The organism is Paraburkholderia sp. GAS334, assembly GCF_050436625.1.
Lineage (GTDB): Bacteria > Pseudomonadota > Gammaproteobacteria > Burkholderiales > Burkholderiaceae > Paraburkholderia.
The window spans coordinates 1-19,734 of record NZ_JBNDMO010000009.1; the positions used below are offsets into that span (position 1 = coordinate 1).

Here is a 19,734-nt window from a genome sequence, read left to right on the forward strand (position 1 = left end):
CCACCCCACAAAGGTGGGGTTTCTGCGTTTACCGCCCCCCAAAAAGCCCGCCACCGACCCGCCATCTGGCCGCTCCCGCTGACCCACCCGCCCGCTCCCGCAGACTGCGTATTCCACGTGCGCAGACTGCCCGCGTTAAAGCCCGAGCTGTATTACCCCGCATCCCGCCAGTGACGCTGTCCATACCAGATCCACGTTCACCCATTTCGTTCGCAGGCACGCCACACCGAAGCGGTCGAAGACCAGCAATGACACGATGCCGGTCGTGAGCAGCATCGCAGCCGTGTGAACGGCCAGGGCGGCAGCCGCAATCGCTGCAACGGGCGGGACACCTGAAAGGATCTGCGTGCCGGCAAGTGTTGCTGCCGAACCATCCGAAAGGCCATTGCAGATCGGCATGAGCGCGGGAATCAGCATCAATCCAGCGCCATGCGCGCTCGACATGACGAACGACCAGGCGGTCAATCCCACGAACCCGGCTTGCATGCCGACGCGAGAACGCATTCGATGGCCGCGTAACGCGTGCCACGCAGCCCATCCGATCAATATCACGCCACACACGCGATTCAACATATGATGGTCGATCGTCATGCTCAACGAGAGGCCCGCGACGAGCACGCATGCAGCCGCCATCGCGTGACCTAGCGCAACCGGAATCAGCGCCAGGAGCACCACCCGTCGGCTTCGTCGATACAGGCCGAGTGCGACAGCGAATAGCCATCCCATCGCGGGGTTAAGTCCGTGAAACGTCCCCAGTCCGGCGACGACAGCCCAGATCCACCACGGGGACGTCGAAAGATTCATCGATGTTACGGGTAGCAGTATGAATCCGAAGAACAGTCGCCGCCTTGCAGCCGGATTTGATGCGGGCGATGTCCTGCTGGCCATTCAAGAAAGAATTTTTGATCGAATGTCAGACCGCCATCGGCGCCAACATCGAGTTTAACCATCCAGCCGTCGATTCCCTCTGGATAGAACTGCGGGTCGACCGCGCCGTAGAGCGAGTTCGTGAAATAGACGCGTTTGCCATCGCGGCTTATCTCCACCATTTGTGGACCACCGTTCAGCGCATTCTCCGGTGCGGCAGGATGAGCCGCGCGCGACACGATTCCGCCGATTCGCACTTTGCCCACCAGCTTCGGCGCGAATGGATCGGATACGTCGTATTGCAGCAGATCGCCCGTTCCCCAGCAGGAAACGTAGAGAAAGCGATCGTCCATTGATAGATCGATGTCCGTCACGAGCGGGGGCACGGCGCCGAACGACTGCAACACCGGCGGCAAAACGTCGGCACTGGCTGGCTCAGCGGGAATGTCGATAATCTTGCGCACGGCCCACGCGTTCCCGTCGCGGTACCAGACCCATATTGACGACGACAGGTCCTTCAGGCTGATCACGCAGTTGACGAAGCCATATGCCCTGGTCGGATCGTGCGCGGGACGCAGTTCGAAAACGAGCTGATACTCAGGACCGAAATCGATTTCCTGAACATGCTTGCGGCGCGTGAGGTCCCAGAAGTGCAGCCGGCGACCATATCGCGCGCCTAGCAGGACCTCGGGAATCAACCCGTTTTCGAAGGTGTCGGGCGTTCCCCACTCGCTCGTCACAAGCGTGTCGTAGCCGAGATGCCACCAGCCGTCGTAGGCGAGTTGTTGCGGTCCGCGGTCGACTTCCCAGCGCCCCAGCGGCTCGAAACTTTGCGGATCCAGCAGAAAAACCCCGCCTGGCGCGCCGCCGTCGGCATTCCCCAGCGCAGTCAGATAGATGCCACCTGGGCCGCAGTGGACCGTATGCGGTCGCGTGTAGCCGGTGCGGTCCGCGATCGTCTCCGGTTCGATGATTTTGGCGATGCTCGGCTTCAGTGGATCGGCCTTGGTATCGACGATGTAGATGCGCGATGAGCGCAGTCCGGGTACGACCAGATAGCGCCGCTCAGTGTGCGGATGCGGCGCATTGGGACACAGACACGACGAGCACGCGTTCCACCCGAAGTGATGCAGTTCGTCGCCGGTATTCGGCATCGGCAGCGTGCCGACGATGCTGGCGTAGTTTGGCGAATCGGGATCGACGTCGACGACTTCGATCGCGTCCGGCAGGTTGCGATCGGGGTCGAAGGCCGCGACGTACGCGAGCTTTTCGGGCGGCGCCTGCGCGGCAAGACGGGGTGACGGGTAAAAGCTCGGATCCGGCTTCCAGATGCCCATGGCGTTCCTCCGAGTGCCAGACAGTCAGCACGATGGGACAACACACATGAACTGTAGCCGCTCCAGACGATCGGTAAAGCTCGATATCCAATAAGCAAATTCATTGGATGCGCCAGTCTCATAGTTTGCGCGCCGATTCTGTGTGCTGAGGCCGCGCACGCTGCAATGCAGCACACTGCATCACGCGGCATCGCGCCGCATCTCGAGTGATTCGCCGGAGCGGGCTTCAACAAGACCAGCGCGATACGTCGGCGGCGGCAACACCGGGGACGTAAAGGTCAGGCGACCCGGATCGCCTGACGTTGACGCATATCCGTCGACCACTGCCAGATTTACGCCCGTTTGATCAGCCGGATGACAATGAGCAGCACAACTGCGCCAATCACCGCGGTGCCGATCGAACCGATCCATCCGCCGCCGAGGGAAATACCGAGCGCTCCGGCCAGCCAGCCGCCGATAAACGCTCCGACAACACCCACGATGATGTCGACGATCAATCCGAATCCGCCGCCTTTCACCAGCAGGCCGGCGAGCCAGCCTGCGACCGCACCAATGATCAGCCAGGCAAGAATGCCATGTTCCATATAATGGACTCCTATGTTTTAAGCGCGAACAATCACGCTGGCGGAGCTTAGTCGACGCGTCATAACGCGTCCATCATTGAGGCGAAAATTTACAATCTGCGCGACAGGTGCCTCGATTCGCAGCAACTGCACAGTTTTATTCGGGTGTCGGTTCCGCCTCGTTCGCGACCCAGCTCACGCTCGACACGCTTTTCTCCATGCTGATGCGGCTCGCCATCAGTTCCAGCTTTGGCTGATCTTTCGGGTGCAGCTTCAGCGTTGCCGTGACGCGAATGCGGCCGGTCTGATCCGCGACATCCTCGCTTGTGAGACTCTGGAATGACAGCGGCGTCGAATACATTGAGTTCGAAAGCACGGTACGGATATGGATCTCGTTGTCCTCGCGGCAGACGACGGTCAGCGCGTACTCGCGCACGAGATCCGCGTTCGACACCGGTGTCGAATTGATCATCCGGCTCACTTCCCGCAGGACTGTATTCGTAAGCAGGACGATGACCGTGCCGGCCAGCGCCGGGCCATAGTGCCCGGCGCCGCACAGCACGCCAACGGCCGCCGAGCACCACAGCGTCGCGGCCGTATTGATGCCCTGAATGGAGCCCTTGTCGCGCATGATCACGCCGCCGCCGAGAAAGCCGACGCCGGATACGACGTAGGCGGCAATCTGCGTGACGCCCGCTGTGCCGTTGCCCGTCAGCACGCCGAGCAGGACGAAGAGACACGCGCCGCTTGCGACGAGGGTAATGGTGCGCAGGCCGGCATTGCGCTGGCGCATCTGCCGTTCAAGGCCAATCGCGACGCCGCAGGCGAAAGCGGCCAGCAGCCGCAGGACAAGATCGAATGTCATCAGTTTAATTACGACGGTTCATGCTTGCCCGCGCGCTACACGGCCAATGCGTATGGCTGGCGAAGGATGCGCGGGCAAAACTTGCAGGTTGAACGAAACACGTGACAGTTGCGCGAAATGGCGCGATCAACGTCTGTGTAGCGATGCTTGCGAGCGGAAACACAGGCTCGCGACGCAAAAAAGCAACCGCCCCGCGGCGGGCCGCGGAGACTGAAAACAGTGCACGAGAATGAAGGTGACGCGCACCGTCTGCCAGGAGGGCAAGACGGCGGCAGGGGAAAGCTGGCGCGGAGGTCTTGCCGTCAGGCGGTCGGCTGGATCGAGGGTCGACTCGAACTACTGTCCACGATGGCTTCCTTTTCGAAAGAATGGGCGGATTTTAGGCTTTTGCACAAGGGCAGGTCAACCCGTCCGGGAAAGTATTCGTGAAGCGCGCCACGACATCGCGGGTTGACAGCAACCCGGCGAATAGCCACACCCGCCAGAGAACCGCTAGCACCGCGATGGGCGGTTACGCGGCGACCGCATTCATCACTCTTCAATCGACGCGCCATGCTTGTCGCGCGTGAAAAGATCCCAGCAGCTCATGAACAGCGCGGCGACGAGCGGCCCGATCACGAAGCCGTTGATGCCCAGCATCGCCATGCCGCCTAACGTCGAGATCAGCACGACCCAGTCGGGCATCTTCGTATCCTTGCCGACGAGAATCGGGCGCAGCACGTTGTCCACCATGCCGATCACGATCGCGCAGAATGCAATCAGCCCGATCCCTTTCGCGAGTTCGCCAGTCAGCAGGAAATAGATCGCCACCGGTCCCCAGATCAGCGCCGCGCCGATCGCGGGCAGCAGCGACAGAAACGCCATCATCACGCCCCACAGCAGCGCGCCCTGTATGCCAATGAACCAGAACGCGATACCGCCCAGGCCGCCCTGAATGAGCGCCACCGCGACGTTGCCCTTGACGGTCGCGCGCACGACGGTCGTGAACTTGCGCACCAGATGCTGCTTGCGGTCTTCGTCGAGCGGAATCGCTTCGCGGATCAGGCGCGATATTTCGCGCCCATCGCGCACGAGAAAAAACAGCAGATAGAGCATGACGCCGAAGCTGATCAGAAATTGCAGCGTGTTCTGTCCGATGCTCAACGCCTGGCCCGCGAGAAACTGGCTGATCTGCGCTGCCCCCGCGGTGAGCTTCTGTTGCAGATCATAGATGTCGGTGAGCCCGACCTGATCGAGCAAACGCTGCGCGGAAGCCGGCAACGCGTGCACGACGTGGTCGAAGTAATTGCCGAAGTTCAGGTTGCCCGATTTCATCTGGCCATAGACAAGCGTGCCTTGCTGCACGAGCGTGCCGGCAACCAGCGTCAAGGGCAGGATCACGATTACGATACACAGCAGCAATGTCGTGAACGCCGCGAGATTGCGGCGACGGCCAAACCTGATCAGCAGACGGCGCTGCACGGGCTGGAAGAGAAGGGCGAGAATGCTGCCCCAGAAGATGGTATTGAAAAACGGCGCGAGGATGAAACATAGCGCAACGGACACCGCAAACAGGAGCAGGTAAAACGACGTTTGATGCAGTGATTTGTTGCCATCCATGATCCGGTTTTCATCCTTTCGATGCTGCGTCAGCACGAGTTTTACCACGGCAGTGAGCCGGGCGTACCACGACGAAGCCCGGTGACCAGACGCGGAATGCGGCCGGCCATGGCAGCCGGCAGGGCATGTCAGATGCCTTCAGCCGGTACGAGCCGGACGCGCGTGATTTCGGACGGCGCGCCGAGACGCTTTGGCGGGCCCCAGTAGCCGGTGCCGCGACTCGTGTACACCCACAGGCCGTTCATGCGCGCGAGGCCCGCTGTGAACGGCTGCTGAAGTCGCACGAAGAAATTCCACGGGAAAAATTGCCCGCCGTGCGTGTGCCCCGAGAGTTGCAGCGTGAAGCCGGCGTCAGCGGCGGCTTCCGCGCTGCGCGGCTGGTGCGCGAGCAGCACGCGGATCAGTACGTCGCCGGGCGCGCCTGTCAGTGCGGCGGCCGGATCGCTGCGATGTGCAGGATCGAAATGTCCCGCGGAAAAGTCGGTCACGCCCGCGATGATCGCCTGCGCGCCCCTGTGTTCAACGACGACGTGCTCGTTCATCAGCACCGTCAGGCCGAGCCGGCGAAACTCATCGATCCATGCATGCGCACCGGAGTAGTACTCGTGATTGCCAGTGACGAGATACGCGCCGTGCAATGCGCTTAGCCGCGACAGCGGGCGCGTGTGATCTGAAAGCTGTTCGACGCTGCCGTCGACCACGTCGCCCGTTACCGCGATCAGGTCGGGCTTGAGCTTGTTGACCGCATCGACGATCGCATCGACGTAACTGCGCTTGATGGTCGGGCCGACGTGAATATCGCTGATCTGGACGATTGTAAAGCCGTCGAGCGCAGCGGGCAGGTCGTCGATCGGCACGTCGATCGTGACCACGCGTGCGCGCCGGCGCGCATTGAAAAGACCGACTGCCGTCGAAAGCAACGCGAGCAGCGGCACGGCTGCCGCGGTATCGGTGCGCCATACCGCGAGCGGGATGGTGTGCGGCCAGATCGCGTCGATAGTCAGCAGCGAGGCGAGCAACAGATCGCGCCCGAACGTCAGCACGAGCAGCGACGAGAAGAAGCCCATGCCCATCAGGCCGATCCACGCGAGGCGATCGCCGAGCGGCTGTTGCTCGATGGTTCGCGCGAGCATCCCGAGCGGAATCACAAACACCGACAGTACGAGCCACAGGGCGGCGAGCACACGCCACGTGGTGCCAACCGGCAGGTCGGGAATCAGGCGAAAGCCGACATAAATGTGCAGCAGGATACCGATGAAGATGATGCGAGCCAGAAACGAAAATGATCGGCGCATAGAGGGGTAGTTGACGCGGAAGGAAGCAACCGGCGCTGAAGGAACGCGGCAGCGCCCGGAGACGAAACGGCGGGCAGGCAAACCATTCTACCGAGAGTTTGAGAGGGGTGCCGGCGGCCTGCAGAACGGCCTTTGGCGAAAACGTCAAAGGCTTGGCGCGCATGTCGCCATGTAGGCTGGATTTCGTGCGTCGCAGCATGCGCACGGGCCGTTCAAACTTGCCGCCGGCAATGAACTAAACAGGTTTTGAATTGCGTATGGAGATCGACTATTCTCAAATTGAACCGTGTCGTTGCTGATCGCGTTTTCTGTCTCGGGGGCCGGATTCTTCCAGCGCCGTGGCGGTCCAAACCGGTGACGGTCATGGTTCGATCTATCGCCGGCTTCAGAGAGCGATATGGGAGACGAATGATGAAAACGACACGGACTGTCGCTCACGACAGCCACACGGGCCACCGCGTGCATCATGTCGGCCACGAAGGCAGCCATGTGATGCTGCCGCTTGTGGTGCTCTCGGTGATGGCGCTCGCGTTGTATTTCGGCGTGCGGCAGATCGAGTTTTCCGAGCTCGGCCGAAGTGCGCTTTTCGACGTGGTGATGGTGTGCGTGGCACTGGGCATCGCCGGATTTTTCGGCGTCGTGGGCGCGTGGTTGCGCTCAAATGGCGACGAGGCAGAAGAGGGTTTCTGTTTTGTCGGCGCCCTGATCGGCACGATCGTTTTCTATGTGGCGCTTTTCGCCTGAATGCCGCGCGCCACGCCCATCCATACGGACACATCGCGCCGGCATCCGGTCAAAAATCTCAGACGAACTTCGCGGCTTCGTCGAACGTGAAGCGCGGATTGCGCGGGTACAGTTTCGACGCGTCGCCGTAGCCGAGATTGATCAGGAAATTCGATTTCAGCGTTGTGCCGGCGAAGAACGCTTCGTCGACCCGTTTCTGATCGAAGCCGGACATCGGACCGGCGTCAAGACCCAGCGCCCGCGCGGCCATGATCAGATAGCCGCCTTGCAGCGTTCCGTTGCGAAATGCGGTGTCCGCGATGAGCTTGTCGTTACCGGCGAACCAGCTGCGCGCGTCGGCCTGCGGGAACAGTTTCGGCAGATGCTCGTAGAACGCCATATCCATCGCGACGATCACCGTCACCGGCGCCGCCATCGTTTTATCCAGATTGCCGGGCGCCATCGCGGGACGGAGTTTTTCCTTGCCCTCGGGCGTCTTCACGAACACGAACCTCCCGGGGCTCGAATTGGCGGATGTTGGCGCGAGCAGTGCGAGCTCGACGACTTGCCGGAGCAGCGCGTCGTCGACGGGTTTCGGCAGCCAGGCGTTGTGCGTGCGAGCGGTGCGAAACAGCTGATCGAGTGCTTCGTTTGAGAGCGTCATGGGAAACCCCGCGAGATAGAAAAGGGATGAAAGCGCAAGGTGGCGGATGATGCACCCCGCTTCGGCATTCATAATAACGATGGTTTCTCTTTGACGGATCGATGGTGACGCGTTCACCGGAAATGCACACATGCCTGACCTCTTCAACGATCTTCCCGCACCTGACGTCGACTGGTATCCCGAGTGGCTTTCGCCCGAGGTCGCGTCGGTCACGCTCGCGCGCATCGTCGACGAAGTCGCGTGGAAGCAGGACACGATGATGACGCCCGCTGGCCGCGTGCCGTTGCCACGGTTGACCGCGTGGCAGGGCGAGCCGGATGCTGTCTACGTGTACTCGGGCATCCGCAACGTGCCTGACGCGTGGACGCCCGCTGTGGCCGAACTGAAGGCCGCCGCTGAAGCGACCAGTGGCGCGCGCTTTAACAGCGTGCTGTTGAACCGCTACCGAAGCGGTAACGACAGCATGGGCTGGCATGCCGATCGCGAACCCGAACTCGGCGCGCAGCCGGTGATCGCGTCGGTGAGCCTGGGCGTCGCGCGCACGTTTGATCTGAAGCACAACCGGACGGGTGTCGTGCAGTCGTATGCGCTTAAAGGCGGAAGCCTGCTCGTGATGCGCGGTCGGACACAGGCGGAATGGCGGCATCGTGTGCCGAAAGAACTTCGCGTAGAGGGCGAGCGCGTCAATCTGACGTTTCGCTTTGTGACGCCGCGCGGATAACTGCCGGGCCGGCGAGCGCCGCTGCCGGTTCTGCGGTGGTGACCCGCAGAACCAGCGTCGCAGCGTGGGCCGGAGCGGGCGTACCCGGATCCGCGAAATCGCTGAAGTAGTGCCAGCGTGCGAGCACCCGCCGCGCGTAACCGTGCGTGCCGCCGCTGTACCGGTTAAGCGCCGCGCCCATGTCGCCACCTGCCTGATCGATATAGCGCCGCAGGATCGACGTTCCCACGTAGATGTTGCCATCCGGATCATGAATGTCGGTGCGCGGCGCAGTGTCCCGCTGTGTTGCCGGCATGACCTGCATGAGCCCGATCGCGCCCGCGGAACTCGTCGCGTGCGGATCGAAGCTCGATTCGGTCTGGATGATCGCCAGAATCAGCGACATCGGTACCCGCAGCTTCCCGGCGGTCCGCTCGACCGCGTCGACGATATGTTCCGCGCGTGCTTCCGTCACCCGAAACTGCCCGGTGAGGATCCGGACGACGCTCACGTGCCTGGCTCGCGCCGCTTCGTCGCCGTTGTCGTTGCCGTCGCTGGTGGCCGCGGCGCGGCTCGCGCCTGAAGCCATTGCGAGCGTCAGCGCGACGCACAGCGCACCGACGGTCCTGCTCACCGGATGACTGATCATGTCCATCGATATCACTACAAAGCCAGGGTGATGCAAGACTAGCGTGCCCGTTGTAGGGAGCGTCTAAAGACATCGGGTGGCGGTATCAGGAAAACGTAAACAAGCGGGCACGATTTCTTGCGAGCCGCGATCCCGCTTCGTGCGTTGCAGCGGGCCACTCCATATCAAAACTGGTATGGGTTCGGCAAATCAAATGATTGGACGCTTCGGGAGGGAGCCACTACGCTTGGTTTCGTCCCCATCTGGCGCGGCCAACAGGCGGGGGCAACCTATACAGAACAAAGATCAGGAGACAGTCATGACCATTTCACGACGCACCGCGTTGCGCACACTCGCGGCCTGCGTGGGCGCGGGCGCCCTCACGCTCTCCGCCTTCAGCGCGCAGGCAGAAGACAAGAAGATCACATTGGGCTTCGCGCAGGTGGGCGCCGAAAGCGCCTGGCGCACGGCCAACACCGAATCGGTGAAGTCCGCCGCCGCGGACGCGAAAATCAACCTCAAATTCTCCGACGCCCAGCAGAAGCAGGAAAACCAGATCAAGGCGATCCGTTCGTATATCGCGCAGAAGGTCGACGTGATTGCGTTCTCGCCGGTCGTGGAATCGGGCTGGGAACCTGTGCTGCTTGAAGCAAAAGCCGCAAAGATTCCCGTGATCCTGACCGACCGCAACATCGACGTGAAAGACACGTCGCTCTACGTGACGATGATCGGTTCGGACTTCATGGAAGAAGGGCGGCGCGGTGGCCACTGGATCGCAGATCACTACAAAAACGACAAAGGCCCCGTCAACATCGCCGAACTGCAGGGAACGGTCGGCTCCGCGCCGGCGAATGACCGCCATTCCGGCCTGCTCGAAGTGATCAAGAACGATCCGAAATTCAAGATCATCGCGTCCCAAAGCGGCGACTTTACGCTGGCCGGTGGCAAACAGGTCATGGAAGCGTTTATCAAAACTTATGGAAATAAAATTAATTTAGTTTATGCGCATAACGACGACATGGCGCTGGGTGCAATCCAGGCCATGGAGGAAGCCGGCATGCATCCGGGCAAGGATGTGATCGTCGTTTCGTTCGATGCGACGAAGGGCGGCTTCCAGGCGATGGCGGCGGGCAAGATGAACGTCGATGTGGAATGCAGCCCGCTGCTCGGACCGCAACTGATGTCGGCCGTGAAAGACGTGGTGGCCGGCAAGCCTTTGCCGAAGCGCATTCTGACTGAGGAGACCGTATTCCCGATGAGCGTCGCGGCGCAGACGCTCCCGACGCGTAAATACTGATCGCGCCTTTGAACGCGTTGTAGCCAGTTTCTCCAGTGTGGTGCCTCAACGCCGTCCGTTGCTGCGACAACGGACGGCGTCTTTTCAACCGACCATCAAAGGTCTATGGCCCATCCGACACCTGAACCAGCATTGCCCAACGCCCGCCCGGCGCCCGACGTCCATGGAGCGCCCGCGGGCGAACGCGCGCCGGTGCTCGAAACGAGAGGCATCAGCAAGACGTTTCCAGGCGTAAAGGCCCTGCAGAACGTCGACTTCCGTCTTTATCCCGGCGAAATTCACACGCTGATGGGGCAGAACGGCGCGGGCAAATCGACATTGATCAATGTGCTCACGGGCGTTGTGGCGCCCGACGGCGGCGAGATCCACCTTGGCGGCGCGGCTGTGCAGTTCGCATCGCCGCAGGAAGCGGAGGCCGCGGGCATCCGCACGCTGTATCAGGAAGTGAATCTGTGTCCGAACCTGTCGGTGGCGGAGAACATCTTCGCGGGCCGGCAGCCGAAGCGGTTCGGTCGTATCGACTGGCCTGAAATCAGGCGGCGCGCGGAGGCGGCGCTTGCACGTCTGAACGTCTCGCTGGATGTCACGAAGTCGCTCGACGCGTACCCGATCGCCGTGCAGCAGATGGTGGCGATTGCGCGCGCGATTTCCGTCGATGCGCGCGTGCTGATTCTTGACGAACCCACGTCGAGCCTCGACGACGGCGAAGTCGCACAGCTCTTCGAAATACTACGGAATCTTAAGCAATCGGGCATCGCAATTCTATTCGTCACGCATTTTCTCGAGCAGACGTACGCGATTTCCGATCGGATCACCGTGATGCGCAATGGCGAGCGCGAAGGTGAGTATCTTGCGCGCGATCTGTCGGCGGACCGGCTCGTGTCGAAGATGGTCGGGCATGAGCGGATGAGCACGCGTCTGAAGGAGGCCGCGCGCGAAGGTCCGGCGGATAAGGCGACTGTGCCGCCGTTCGTCGAGTTGCGTGGCGTCGGGCGGCGCGGCACGATCCAGCCGCTGGATATCGACGTGCAACCCGGCCAGATTCTGGGGCTCGCCGGCCTGCTTGGTTCTGGCCGCACGGAGACAGCGCGTCTCCTGTTCGGCGCGGATCGCGCGGATAGCGGCACGATCACGATCGACGGCCACACGGTGCGGCTGCGTTCGCCGCACGACGCGGTGCGTCACGGCATCGGCTATTGCCCCGAAGACCGCAAGAAGGAGGGCATCGTCGCGGAGTTGTCGATCCGCGAAAACATCCTGCTCGCACTGCAGGCGAAACGCGGCTGGCTGCGCAAGATCAGCCGGCGCCGCGCGCGCGAAATCGCCGACACATGGATCGAGCGCCTCGGCATCAAGGCGTCCGACGCAGAGCAGCCGATCGGTCTGCTGTCGGGCGGCAACCAGCAGAAAGCGTTGCTCGCGCGCTGGCTCGCCACCGATCCAAAAATCCTGATTCTCGACGAGCCGACACGCGGCATCGACGTCGCCGCGAAGTTCGACATCATGGACCGGATGCTCGCGCTGTGCGGCAAGGGGCTGGGCATTCTGTTCATCTCGTCGGAAGTCAGCGAGGTCGTGCGCGTGAGCCATCGCGTCGCGGTGCTGCGCGACCGTCGCAAGATCGCGGAAGTGGCTGGCAACGTCTCGAACGAAGACGACATCTATCGACTCATCGCAGGAAGCGCCGAATGAAAATACCAAACTGGCTCGGGCGCGAAGGCGCCGAACGACCGCTCGTCTGGCCTTGCGTGACGCTTGTGCTGCTATTTCTGCTCGACTTGTGGGTCAATCCGAATTTCCTGTCGATACGCATGCTTGACGGTCACCTGTTCGGCGCACCGATCGATATCCTGAATCGCGCGGCGCCGCTGGTGCTCGTCGCGACCGGCATGACGCTCGTGATCGCGACGCGCGGCATCGATATTTCAGTCGGCGCTGTGGTCGCCATCGCGGGCGCAGCGGCGGCCACGACGCTCGCCAGCAACGCGGTGCCGACGCCCGCGCTCGTCGCGCAGGCGCTGTGCGCGGCGCTTGTCGTGGGCGTACTGAGCGGGATGTGGAACGGCCTCCTGGTGTCGTTCGTCGGCATGCAGCCGATCATCGCCACGCTGATCCTGATGGTCGCCGGACGCGGCGTCGCGCAACTGCTGACGGCCGGCCAGATCATTCCGATCGGCGCGCCGGGCTATCTGTTCGTCGGCGGCGGCTATCTGCTGGGCGTCCCGTTTTCGGTGTGGGTTGCGACGGCCGCCGTGCTGGCGACGGCGCTTCTTGTCGAAGGCACGGCGCTCGGGCTATTCATCCGCGCGATCGGCGTGAATCCGGTCGCGACGCGGCTCGTCGGTCTGCGCTCGAAGGCGATTGTGTTTGCGGTGTACGGATTCTCGGGGCTGACGGCGTCGATAGCGGGCATCCTGATCAGCTCCAACGTGCGCAGCGCCGATGGCAACAATGCCGGCCTGCTGCTCGAACTCGATGCGATTCTCGCGGTGACGCTGGGTGGCACGTCGCTGCTCGGCGGCCGGTTCAGTCTGGCGGGCACGGTGCTCGGCGCGCTGATCATCCAGACGCTTACGTACACGACGTATTCGATCGGCGTGCCGCCCGAAGCGACGCTCGTCGTCAAGGCGGCGGTCGTGCTGGCGGTGAGCGTGATCCAGTCGCCGTCCGCACGCGCCATGGCGATGACGCTGGTTACACAGCGCGGGGTGGCGCGATGAGCCGCCTTTCAGCTGCCTTCATCCGCATTTTCGATCCACGCACCTTGCCGCTTGCGGTGACGATCGCGCTCTTCTGCGCGCTGTTCGGCTTCGGTTCGGTGATGTACACGGGCTTCTTCTCGTGGCAGGTGCTGCTCGATCTGCTCGTCGACAACGCGTTTCTGCTGATTGTCGCGATCGGTATGACGTTCGTGATCGTCTCCGGCGGCATCGATCTGTCGGTGGGTTCGGTCGTCGCGCTGACGACGATTGTCGAAGCCGTGCTTGCCGAGCGCGCGCATCTATCGGTGTGGATCATTCTGCCGATCGTGCTTGTGATGGGCACGCTGTTCGGTGCAGTGCAGGGCGCGCTGATCCACTTCTTCCGGCTGCAGCCGTTCATCGTGACGCTCGCGGGCATGTTCTTCGCGCGCGGCCTGTGCTTTCTCATCACGACGCAATCGATCACGATCAGCCATCCGACGTTCAAGGCTATTTCCGCGTACCGGCTGAAAATCGGCACGGGGTCCGTGAGCGCGAACGTGCTGATCGCAATGGCGACGCTCGTCGCGGCCATCTTTATCGCGCACTTCACGCGCTTCGGGCGCAACGTCTACGCGATCGGCGGCAATGCGCGCTCGGCGTTGCTGATGGGTTTGCCGGTTGCGCGTACGAAAGTCGGCGTCTATGCGCTGAGCGGATTCTGTTCGGCGCTGGGCGGCGCGGTCTTCACGTTCTACGTGCTGTCGGGATATGGCCTGCAGGGGCAGGGCATGGAACTCGACGCGATCGCCGCAACGGTGATCGGCGGGACGTTGCTGACGGGTGGCGTCGGTTATGTGATCGGTTCACTCTTCGGCGTTGGCATTCTCGGCACGATCCAGACGTTGATCACCTTCGACGGCACGCTCAGTTCGTGGTGGACGCGCATCGTGATCGGCGCGCTGCTATGTGCGTTCTGCCTGCTGCAGCGGTTGATCGAGCGCCATGCGCGCGGCGCGCGACGGACTGGCGGGACGGGTGCGGTCGCGACGGTGGATCGCAGGCGCGTGCATTCGTCGCGCGAAGAAACGGGCGCTGACTCCGGTTCCAGGCCGGATGCGATGGGCGGCTTGCAGAAGGCTGGGCCGTAACCAGACGGTCTTTTCTGGTGCTGTGGGCATCGCGCTGGAATGAGCGGCCCCGCGATCATTCGATGAATGATGCGGGGTTGTTTTTTTGCCAGGAGCCACTGGGCATGAGATTCATCCTATGCCATTTGCCGTGCTAGAATGTACCAACATTGTATTTACATACCGCCTTTAACCGCATAGCATTTCCACTCCGGGTGACGCCATGAAAACGACGATTCGCAAAATGGGTAATTCGCATGGCGTACTGATCCCGAAACCGATCTTGACCCAACTGGGACTGGAGGACGAAGTGGAAATGCTGGTAGAAGGTGACGCGCTGGTGTTGCGCCGGCCAAAGCAGAAGGTGCGTGCGGGTTGGGCGGAGGCGAGCCGGGCGCTCGCTGCGTCGGGCAACGACAGTCTCGTGATGGGCGAGTTTCCAAACGCGGACGATGCGGGGCTCGTGTGGTAGCGCGGGGTGAAGTCTGGCTGGTCGCGCTCGATCCCACCATCGGTAGCGAAATCCAGAAAACGCGACCGTGCGTGGTGGTCTCACCGGCCGAGTTGCACGACCATCTGCGAACGGTCATCGTCGCGCCGATGACCACCAGCGGCAAGCCCGCGCCCTTTCGTGTGCCGCTAACGTTTCAGCGGAAGAAGGGTCTTGTGCTGCTCGACCAGATTCGCACGGTCGACAAGACGCGGCTTGCGAAGAAAGCGGGTGTGGTGTCGGAACTGGCGCTGTCGAACGCGTTGTCGACGTTGCAGGAAATCTTTCTGGAGTAGGGCGAGGACGCGCTGTGCGTCAGCGGTCGCTGGCTTCGATGCGTCGGCGCAGCGTTGCAGCAAGTCGTTCGAACGCGATGGTGTTCGCCGCGAGCGCGGATACCTCCGGGAAGGCTTCTCGCGTGATGTCGGTCAGTACTTGTCCCGGCGGGGCCTCGACCACAACGCGTGTCCCCATTTCAATCATGACAGTTAGCGCATCGAACCACCGCACGGTGTAACGCATGTTGGTGGCGAGGTCGTCGCGAATCGCTTCGGGTGTGTGCAATGGCCGGCCTCCGCGGTTCCCAACATACGTGCTGACGGGCGCTCGAAACGGAATGTCTCTGGCGAAATCGAGCAGTTCATCGCTCGCATGTGCAAGCAGTTTGCAGTGCGAGGGCACGCTGACCGCAAGCCGTGTCGCCTTGCGGGCACCTGCGGCACGCGCACGCTCGATGAACGCGTCGAGTGCATCGTTGGCGCCGGCCATCACAATTTGACGTGGCGCGTTGACGTTTCCGATATAGACCGGCGTTCGGCCTTCACTCGCGTGGTCTGCGGCGAGCTTTTCCAGTTCATGCTCGGTCAGCCCGCTTATTGCTGCCAGGCCGTAACCCGACGGATACGCGGTTTCCATCAGCTCGGCGCGCTTGCGCACCATGCGAAGGGCATCGTCGAAAGCCAGCGCGCCGCAACTCACCGCCGCTGGGTACGCGCCGACGGAAAGGCCAGCGCTGACATCCGGCGTCAGGTGTTCGGCCGCGAGTGCGCGCACAGTCGCGACACCTGCAACAACGAGCCCGATCTGCACGGCAACGGTCGAGCGGAGCGCTTCGGCTGTGTCGAGCGTCAGGACGTCGGTGTTCAGAACGTCTGACGCTTCTTCAAACGTCTCGTTTGCCGATGCGTGCCCCGCCAGGCGGCGCAGATAGCCTTCCTGCTGCGCGCCCTGGCCGGGAAATACAAAGGCAGGCATCAGGCATCGTCCGTTTTGACGAACCACGGATCGGCGACGAGGCGCGGGCCTTGCGCATGCCGCGCGATCACGTGCGCCTTTCCGGCTGCAAGTTCAGCGAGCGCGATCCCGCCAGCAGGCGTTTCCAGTTGCGCATCGATGCGAATGCCTTCGCGTTCGGCGTGCCACTGCAGTTCGGCCAGCAAGGCGACCGCGGCTTCTTTGGGCAAGCTCTCCGGTGCGCGAATCAGCAGATCGAGATCGCTCGACGCGGTAACGGTCGGCACGTGGGTCGCAAGTTCGAAGCCGACGCTGCCAGCCGGTCCCCACACAAACCGTTTGAGGTTCGCCGCGTCGCGTTGCAATGCCGTCAGCGCGATGAAGGCGGGCAGCGTGCGCCGGTTCGACAGAGGCGCAGCATCGACCAGATCTTCGGGCGCGATCGTAGCTTCGACGTCGAAGGCCTGCGCCCACGTGCCGTAGCGCTCGGCTCGACGGGTTCCGCGCATGCCGATCGCAACGAAGCCTGCTGCGGCCTGTGCGCGTCGCACGACAGCGAAGGGTGCGTGGGCAAACGCATCGCGCACCCACGCCGGCTCGCCGTCGAAGTGGCGCAGGTGACGCAACCTCAGCAGGTCGTGTGCATGCCAACGCGCGGTCCCGTTGCCGGCCGGACCGGCAGCGTCGCGAGTCGTTTCGTCAACCGTTTCGCTGGAAAACGGCGGCGCGGTGCAGATACGCATCAGGTCGCATCCCACTGTTCGGCCAGTCGCCGGCGCACTTCGATCGATGCCGCACGTGTTGCTTTCGCCGTGTCGGACTGGAGCCGGTGGGAAAGATCACGCGCTCCGTCACGCGCGGCGCGAGCCGACTCGACCAGGACCTGACGCACGCGCTCGATCTGCGTTTCATCGGGCGCATCGGCGTCGATCCCTTCGATCAACTGATCGAGCAGACCCAGCTTTGCGAACGAAGTCATCGAATACGACATCGGCACGATCTTCTCGCCGAGCGCATCGAGTTCCTCGACGGTGCGCCGGGTCACGCGTGCCGCGGCGTCCTTGCCCATCGCGTGGACCATCGTGCCGGGCGCGTCGAGTGCGACGATCCGGTTCGCCTGATAGCCGTGCGCGAGAAACGCACCGGACATCGCCGGCCCGACGATCAGCGCGACGACCGGATGGCCGGCGTCGCGTGCGGACGCATACGCATCGACGGCCGCCGCGCACGCCAGGTGGATGCCGAGCATCTCTTCGCGATAGCCGTACGCCTGGCTTTTGACGTCGACGATCGCGACGATCGGCCTGCGTGTGCCCGCGTGAGCATCCGCTGCGATCGTCTCGCGCACAGCACGCGCCAGCAGCCATCCCTGTTCAAGCCCGACGACGTTATCGGTCGCGCGGGGAAAACGGTTCATGGGATCGGGCACCACCGCGATAAAGCGCGCGGCTTCATCGCCAAGCAATGCGTCGGCGCTCCAGACGGGCGCGGCCGTCACCGGTTCGCCAGCGAGCGCGCGGAACCAGCGCGCACCGCGTGTCAGTGACGTGTCGTTCATGCGTCCTCCTTCTGGCCGGCCGTGGCGGTTGCCCGGAAGACAGCGCGCATCGATTCAGGCGAGACCGTAGCCGGATCGATATCAGCGAGCCTTGCGAGATACGTGTCCACTTCTTCGCTGCGATGCGCAGCCGGCACACCGCGCGAAAACACCTGGCGCACGACATCGTGCACGGCGGTGGCGTCGTCGCTAACGAGGATATCGGCGAGCCCGGCCGCCGCGCGTTGCTCGCCGCCGATCAGTTGCCAGATGCGGCGCCGGTCGCTGGCGTCGAGTTCTTCGATGCCGGCTTCCTGCTCGATCACTTCGGGGCCGTTCATGCCGAGGCGTCCCTGTTTCGTCACCACGAGATACGAGCACAACGCCGCCGCCAGCGACATCCCGCCAAAGCAGCCCACCATGCCCGCAATCACGCCGACCACGGGCACATGCCGGCGCAGCGCCACAATGGCGGCCTGGATTTCGGCGATTCCCGCGAGCCCGAGGTTCGCTTCCTGCAATCGCACGCCGCCGGTTTCGAACAGCACGACGGGCCGCACGATCCGGCCGCGCTCGCAGTCGCGCAGCGCCAGTTCAAGCGCGCCCGCGATCTTGCTGCCCGACACCTCGCCGATGCTGCCGCCCTGAAACGCCGACTCGATCGCGGCAACGACCGCTGGCTGGCCGTCGATCGTGCCACGCGCGATCACCGCGCCGTCATCGGCCTGGCAGACGATGCCCTGCATCGGCAGCCACGGCGATTCGATACGGTCGAACGGGCCGAGCAGTTCGCGAAACGTGCCGGCGTCGAGCAATGAACGCGCACGTTCGCGCGCGGACAACTCGATGAAGCTTTCGTGCAGCAGCGCGGGAATAGCTGTTTCAAGGGTGCTCATGCGGCATCTCCCGATCCGGCTTCCTCGATGGCTTCGGCGAGTCGCAGCGCGACAACGCCGGGCGTCGCGCCGAAATCGTTGATCTCGATCTGCGCCGCGCCGTCGTAGCGCGAAAAAAACCGGTCGAGCACGTGCTTCCAGATGTGGCTGTAGCCGTCGACGCTCGTACGCACGATTACATGCGCGCTCATCGTATCGGCCGGCGACAGCAGCACCTCCAGATCGCCCGAGCCGACGACGCCGACGTGCGCGCGTGTCGTGACAGCGCGTCGCGCCGGATAGTCGAAAGTCAGATGTTCCATGGTTCAGCACTCCCGCAGGTGATTCCGCTGGCGTCGCGTTGAATGAGTGTGTCGATGAAGAGGGTGGCGGCGAGCAGATCGGCTGAGCCGCCGGGCGATGCGTTGAGTGTCATCAATTCGCTTTCGAGCGCGGCGAGCGCCATGCGACCGGGCAGTGAGGCACTGCCGCCGCATGCGAGTACCCGTCGCGCGCCCTGTTTGCCGGCGGCAAGACCCGGCAGCCCGGCGCGATGAAGCAGGCAGGTATCGTCAAGCGACACCATGATCGAAAGCAAGGTGTCGATGCGCGCCGCGTCTTCCGGGATGCCGTCGGCGCGCGCGCGATGCAGCGCGGGCAGGCCAATGTCGATCACGTGTGGAAAGCCATCCTGCGCTTCCCGCCGCGCGCCGCCGACGCGATAACGCTGGCGCACACGCTCCCCGTGGCTCTCGCTGACAGGAGCGGCAAAGCGGTCGGGAAAGCACGCGATCTGCGCGGCGGATTCGCAAATCGATGAGGCCTGCGCGGCCTCATCTCCACAAATCGCCGCGCCCGCCGCCAGCAACCCGAGAATCCAGATCGCGCCGCGATGCGCGTTACTGCCGCCGGTGGCCTGCATCATCGCGAGCTCGCCCGCGCGACCGATCTGCGCCAGTTCAGCGCGCAACGTCGCGGAAGGCACACGTCCGCGCGAAACGCGGGCGAGCGCGGCAAATGTCGGTCCGAGCGAGTTCGCCGACCGAATCATTGTCGCAAGATCGAGATCCCGATGCGCGCCGCTTCCGCGTCGGTCGACGAGTGCGGGTTTCGGCGTCAGTTGCGCTTCCTCGATCAGCGCGGTCACGGCGTACGCGGCCAGCTGGGCGTCGGAAAGCGGCGGCAACGCGCGCCGCGCGTTATCGTCGCACTTCGCACTACGACGGACAGCGCGCGCGGGCATCAAGGCA

At 63.1% G+C, this 19,734-nt stretch carries 22 protein-coding genes; 8 read left to right on the forward strand and 14 right to left on the reverse strand.

Annotated features, from left to right (window positions below; genetic code table 11):
- Positions 1-135: 135 nt before the first annotated feature.
- The 6 genes from P3T21_RS17645 to P3T21_RS17670 form a co-directional block, all read right to left on the reverse strand.
- Entirely contained in the window at positions 136-804 is a 669-nt protein-coding gene (locus P3T21_RS17645) for a hypothetical protein (RefSeq protein WP_429257228.1), read from the reverse strand.
- A gap of 5 nt (positions 805-809) precedes the next feature.
- Positions 810-2,204, reverse strand: a complete 1,395-nt coding sequence (locus P3T21_RS17650) for a selenium-binding family protein (protein WP_429257229.1) — start codon at positions 2,202-2,204, stop codon at positions 810-812.
- Between the two features lie 332 nt (positions 2,205-2,536).
- Positions 2,537-2,788 (reverse strand): GlsB/YeaQ/YmgE family stress response membrane protein, encoded by a 252-nt coding sequence (locus P3T21_RS17655; protein ID WP_429257230.1) that lies wholly within the window; start codon positions 2,786-2,788, stop codon positions 2,537-2,539.
- Positions 2,789-2,924: 136 nt separating this feature from the next.
- Positions 2,925-3,632 (reverse strand): MgtC/SapB family protein, encoded by a 708-nt coding sequence (locus P3T21_RS17660; protein WP_429257231.1) that lies wholly within the window; start codon positions 3,630-3,632, stop codon positions 2,925-2,927.
- Positions 3,633-4,163: 531 nt separating this feature from the next.
- A complete protein-coding gene (locus P3T21_RS17665) occupies positions 4,164-5,231 on the reverse strand; it encodes an AI-2E family transporter (RefSeq protein ID WP_429257232.1) in 1,068 nt (355 codons plus the stop codon).
- 128 nt (positions 5,232-5,359) lie between these two features.
- A complete protein-coding gene (locus P3T21_RS17670; RefSeq protein ID WP_429257233.1) occupies positions 5,360-6,526 on the reverse strand; it encodes a metallophosphoesterase in 1,167 nt (388 codons plus the stop codon).
- A 411-nt stretch (positions 6,527-6,937) separates the two neighbouring features.
- Here P3T21_RS17670 and P3T21_RS17675 point away from each other — a divergent pair, with 411 nt between their 5' ends.
- Complete coding sequence (locus P3T21_RS17675; protein ID WP_429257234.1) at positions 6,938-7,270, forward strand: hypothetical protein; 333 nt, start codon at positions 6,938-6,940, stop codon at positions 7,268-7,270.
- A 58-nt stretch (positions 7,271-7,328) separates the two neighbouring features.
- Here the strand turns inward: P3T21_RS17675 and P3T21_RS17680 are convergent, their stop codons facing one another.
- Entirely contained in the window at positions 7,329-7,913 is a 585-nt protein-coding gene (locus P3T21_RS17680) for a malonic semialdehyde reductase (protein WP_429257235.1), read from the reverse strand.
- Between the two features lie 130 nt (positions 7,914-8,043).
- Here P3T21_RS17680 and P3T21_RS17685 point away from each other — a divergent pair, with 130 nt between their 5' ends.
- On the forward strand, positions 8,044-8,634 hold the full coding sequence (locus tag P3T21_RS17685; protein ID WP_429257236.1) for an alpha-ketoglutarate-dependent dioxygenase AlkB family protein: 591 nt from the start codon (positions 8,044-8,046) through the stop codon (positions 8,632-8,634).
- On the opposite strand, the gene P3T21_RS17690 is transcribed toward P3T21_RS17685, so the two are convergent.
- Complete coding sequence (locus tag P3T21_RS17690; RefSeq protein WP_429257237.1) at positions 8,597-9,268, reverse strand: lytic transglycosylase domain-containing protein; 672 nt, start codon at positions 9,266-9,268, stop codon at positions 8,597-8,599. The genes P3T21_RS17685 and P3T21_RS17690 overlap by 38 nt on opposite strands.
- A gap of 292 nt (positions 9,269-9,560) precedes the next feature.
- Between P3T21_RS17690 and P3T21_RS17695 the strand changes: the two genes are divergently transcribed.
- The 6 genes from P3T21_RS17695 to P3T21_RS17720 all read left to right on the forward strand — a co-directional run bounded on the left by P3T21_RS17695 (position 9,561) and on the right by P3T21_RS17720 (position 15,135).
- Positions 9,561-10,538, forward strand: a complete 978-nt coding sequence (locus P3T21_RS17695) for an ABC transporter substrate-binding protein (RefSeq protein WP_429257522.1) — start codon at positions 9,561-9,563, stop codon at positions 10,536-10,538.
- A 105-nt stretch (positions 10,539-10,643) separates the two neighbouring features.
- Positions 10,644-12,230 carry a sugar ABC transporter ATP-binding protein gene (locus P3T21_RS17700; protein WP_429257238.1) on the forward strand — a complete coding sequence of 529 codons (1,587 nt, stop codon included), beginning with the start codon at positions 10,644-10,646 and terminating at the stop codon, positions 12,228-12,230.
- The gene (locus P3T21_RS17705; protein ID WP_429257239.1) at positions 12,227-13,258 is read left to right on the forward strand and encodes an ABC transporter permease; all 1,032 of its coding nucleotides are present in this window, start codon (positions 12,227-12,229) and stop codon (positions 13,256-13,258) included. Before P3T21_RS17700 ends, P3T21_RS17705 begins: the two co-directional genes overlap by 4 nt.
- The gene (gene yjfF, locus P3T21_RS17710; protein ID WP_429257240.1) at positions 13,255-14,370 is read left to right on the forward strand and encodes a galactofuranose ABC transporter, permease protein YjfF; all 1,116 of its coding nucleotides are present in this window, start codon (positions 13,255-13,257) and stop codon (positions 14,368-14,370) included. The genes P3T21_RS17705 and yjfF overlap by 4 nt, the downstream gene beginning before the upstream one ends.
- Positions 14,371-14,572: 202 nt before the next feature.
- Positions 14,573-14,821 (forward strand): AbrB/MazE/SpoVT family DNA-binding domain-containing protein, encoded by a 249-nt coding sequence (locus tag P3T21_RS17715; RefSeq protein ID WP_429257241.1) that lies wholly within the window; start codon positions 14,573-14,575, stop codon positions 14,819-14,821.
- Entirely contained in the window at positions 14,815-15,135 is a 321-nt protein-coding gene (locus P3T21_RS17720; RefSeq protein ID WP_429257242.1) for a type II toxin-antitoxin system PemK/MazF family toxin, read from the forward strand. The genes P3T21_RS17715 and P3T21_RS17720 overlap by 7 nt, the downstream gene beginning before the upstream one ends.
- Positions 15,136-15,154: 19 nt before the next feature.
- Here P3T21_RS17720 and mdcH read toward each other — a convergent pair whose 3' ends face one another.
- Genes mdcH through P3T21_RS17750 form a run of 6 tightly spaced genes read right to left on the reverse strand, consistent with a single transcriptional unit; the run spans position 15,155 to position 19,727 of the window.
- Positions 15,155-16,093 (reverse strand): malonate decarboxylase subunit epsilon, encoded by a 939-nt coding sequence (gene mdcH, locus P3T21_RS17725; RefSeq protein ID WP_429257243.1) that lies wholly within the window; start codon positions 16,091-16,093, stop codon positions 15,155-15,157.
- A complete protein-coding gene (locus P3T21_RS17730; protein WP_429257244.1) occupies positions 16,093-16,815 on the reverse strand; it encodes a malonate decarboxylase holo-ACP synthase in 723 nt (240 codons plus the stop codon). The genes mdcH and P3T21_RS17730 overlap by 1 nt, the downstream gene beginning before the upstream one ends.
- Entirely contained in the window at positions 16,815-17,630 is an 816-nt protein-coding gene (gene mdcE / locus P3T21_RS17735) for a biotin-independent malonate decarboxylase subunit gamma (RefSeq protein WP_429257245.1), read from the reverse strand. Before mdcE ends, P3T21_RS17730 begins: the two co-directional genes overlap by 1 nt.
- Entirely contained in the window at positions 17,627-18,505 is an 879-nt protein-coding gene (locus P3T21_RS17740) for a biotin-independent malonate decarboxylase subunit beta (RefSeq protein WP_429257246.1), read from the reverse strand. Before P3T21_RS17740 ends, mdcE begins: the two co-directional genes overlap by 4 nt.
- Positions 18,502-18,807: a malonate decarboxylase subunit delta gene (locus P3T21_RS17745; RefSeq protein WP_429257247.1), complete on the reverse strand. Its 306-nt coding sequence runs from the start codon at positions 18,805-18,807 to the stop codon at positions 18,502-18,504. The genes P3T21_RS17740 and P3T21_RS17745 overlap by 4 nt, the downstream gene beginning before the upstream one ends.
- Positions 18,795-19,727, reverse strand: a complete 933-nt coding sequence (locus P3T21_RS17750) for a triphosphoribosyl-dephospho-CoA synthase (RefSeq protein ID WP_429257248.1) — start codon at positions 19,725-19,727, stop codon at positions 18,795-18,797. Before P3T21_RS17750 ends, P3T21_RS17745 begins: the two co-directional genes overlap by 13 nt.
- Positions 19,728-19,734 lie beyond the last annotated feature (7 nt).

Coding starts and splice junctions, on each gene's coding strand:
- mdcH (WP_429257243.1), bottom strand. CDS start 16,093: ATGCCTGCCTTTGTATTTCCCGGCCAGGGCGCGCAGCAGGAAGGCTAT.
- P3T21_RS17660 (WP_429257231.1), bottom strand. CDS start 3,632: ATGACATTCGATCTTGTCCTGCGGCTGCTGGCCGCTTTCGCCTGCGGC.
- P3T21_RS17650 (WP_429257229.1), bottom strand. CDS start 2,204: ATGGGCATCTGGAAGCCGGATCCGAGCTTTTACCCGTCACCCCGTCTT.
- P3T21_RS17750 (WP_429257248.1), bottom strand. CDS start 19,727: ATGCCCGCGCGCGCTGTCCGTCGTAGTGCGAAGTGCGACGATAACGCG.
- P3T21_RS17680 (WP_429257235.1), bottom strand. CDS start 7,913: ATGACGCTCTCAAACGAAGCACTCGATCAGCTGTTTCGCACCGCTCGC.
- P3T21_RS17665 (WP_429257232.1), bottom strand. CDS start 5,231: ATGGATGGCAACAAATCACTGCATCAAACGTCGTTTTACCTGCTCCTG.
- P3T21_RS17740 (WP_429257246.1), bottom strand. CDS start 18,505: ATGAGCACCCTTGAAACAGCTATTCCCGCGCTGCTGCACGAAAGCTTC.
- mdcE (WP_429257245.1), bottom strand. CDS start 17,630: ATGAACGACACGTCACTGACACGCGGTGCGCGCTGGTTCCGCGCGCTC.
- P3T21_RS17700 (WP_429257238.1), top strand. CDS start 10,644: ATGGCCCATCCGACACCTGAACCAGCATTGCCCAACGCCCGCCCGGCG.
- P3T21_RS17730 (WP_429257244.1), bottom strand. CDS start 16,815: ATGCGTATCTGCACCGCGCCGCCGTTTTCCAGCGAAACGGTTGACGAA.
- P3T21_RS17645 (WP_429257228.1), bottom strand. CDS start 804: ATGAATCTTTCGACGTCCCCGTGGTGGATCTGGGCTGTCGTCGCCGGA.
- P3T21_RS17695 (WP_429257522.1), top strand. CDS start 9,561: ATGACCATTTCACGACGCACCGCGTTGCGCACACTCGCGGCCTGCGTG.
- P3T21_RS17705 (WP_429257239.1), top strand. CDS start 12,227: ATGAAAATACCAAACTGGCTCGGGCGCGAAGGCGCCGAACGACCGCTC.
- yjfF (WP_429257240.1), top strand. CDS start 13,255: ATGAGCCGCCTTTCAGCTGCCTTCATCCGCATTTTCGATCCACGCACC.
- P3T21_RS17690 (WP_429257237.1), bottom strand. CDS start 9,268: ATGGACATGATCAGTCATCCGGTGAGCAGGACCGTCGGTGCGCTGTGC.
- P3T21_RS17685 (WP_429257236.1), top strand. CDS start 8,044: ATGCCTGACCTCTTCAACGATCTTCCCGCACCTGACGTCGACTGGTAT.
- P3T21_RS17745 (WP_429257247.1), bottom strand. CDS start 18,807: ATGGAACATCTGACTTTCGACTATCCGGCGCGACGCGCTGTCACGACA.
- P3T21_RS17715 (WP_429257241.1), top strand. CDS start 14,573: ATGAAAACGACGATTCGCAAAATGGGTAATTCGCATGGCGTACTGATC.
- P3T21_RS17655 (WP_429257230.1), bottom strand. CDS start 2,788: ATGGAACATGGCATTCTTGCCTGGCTGATCATTGGTGCGGTCGCAGGC.
- P3T21_RS17670 (WP_429257233.1), bottom strand. CDS start 6,526: ATGCGCCGATCATTTTCGTTTCTGGCTCGCATCATCTTCATCGGTATC.
- P3T21_RS17675 (WP_429257234.1), top strand. CDS start 6,938: ATGAAAACGACACGGACTGTCGCTCACGACAGCCACACGGGCCACCGC.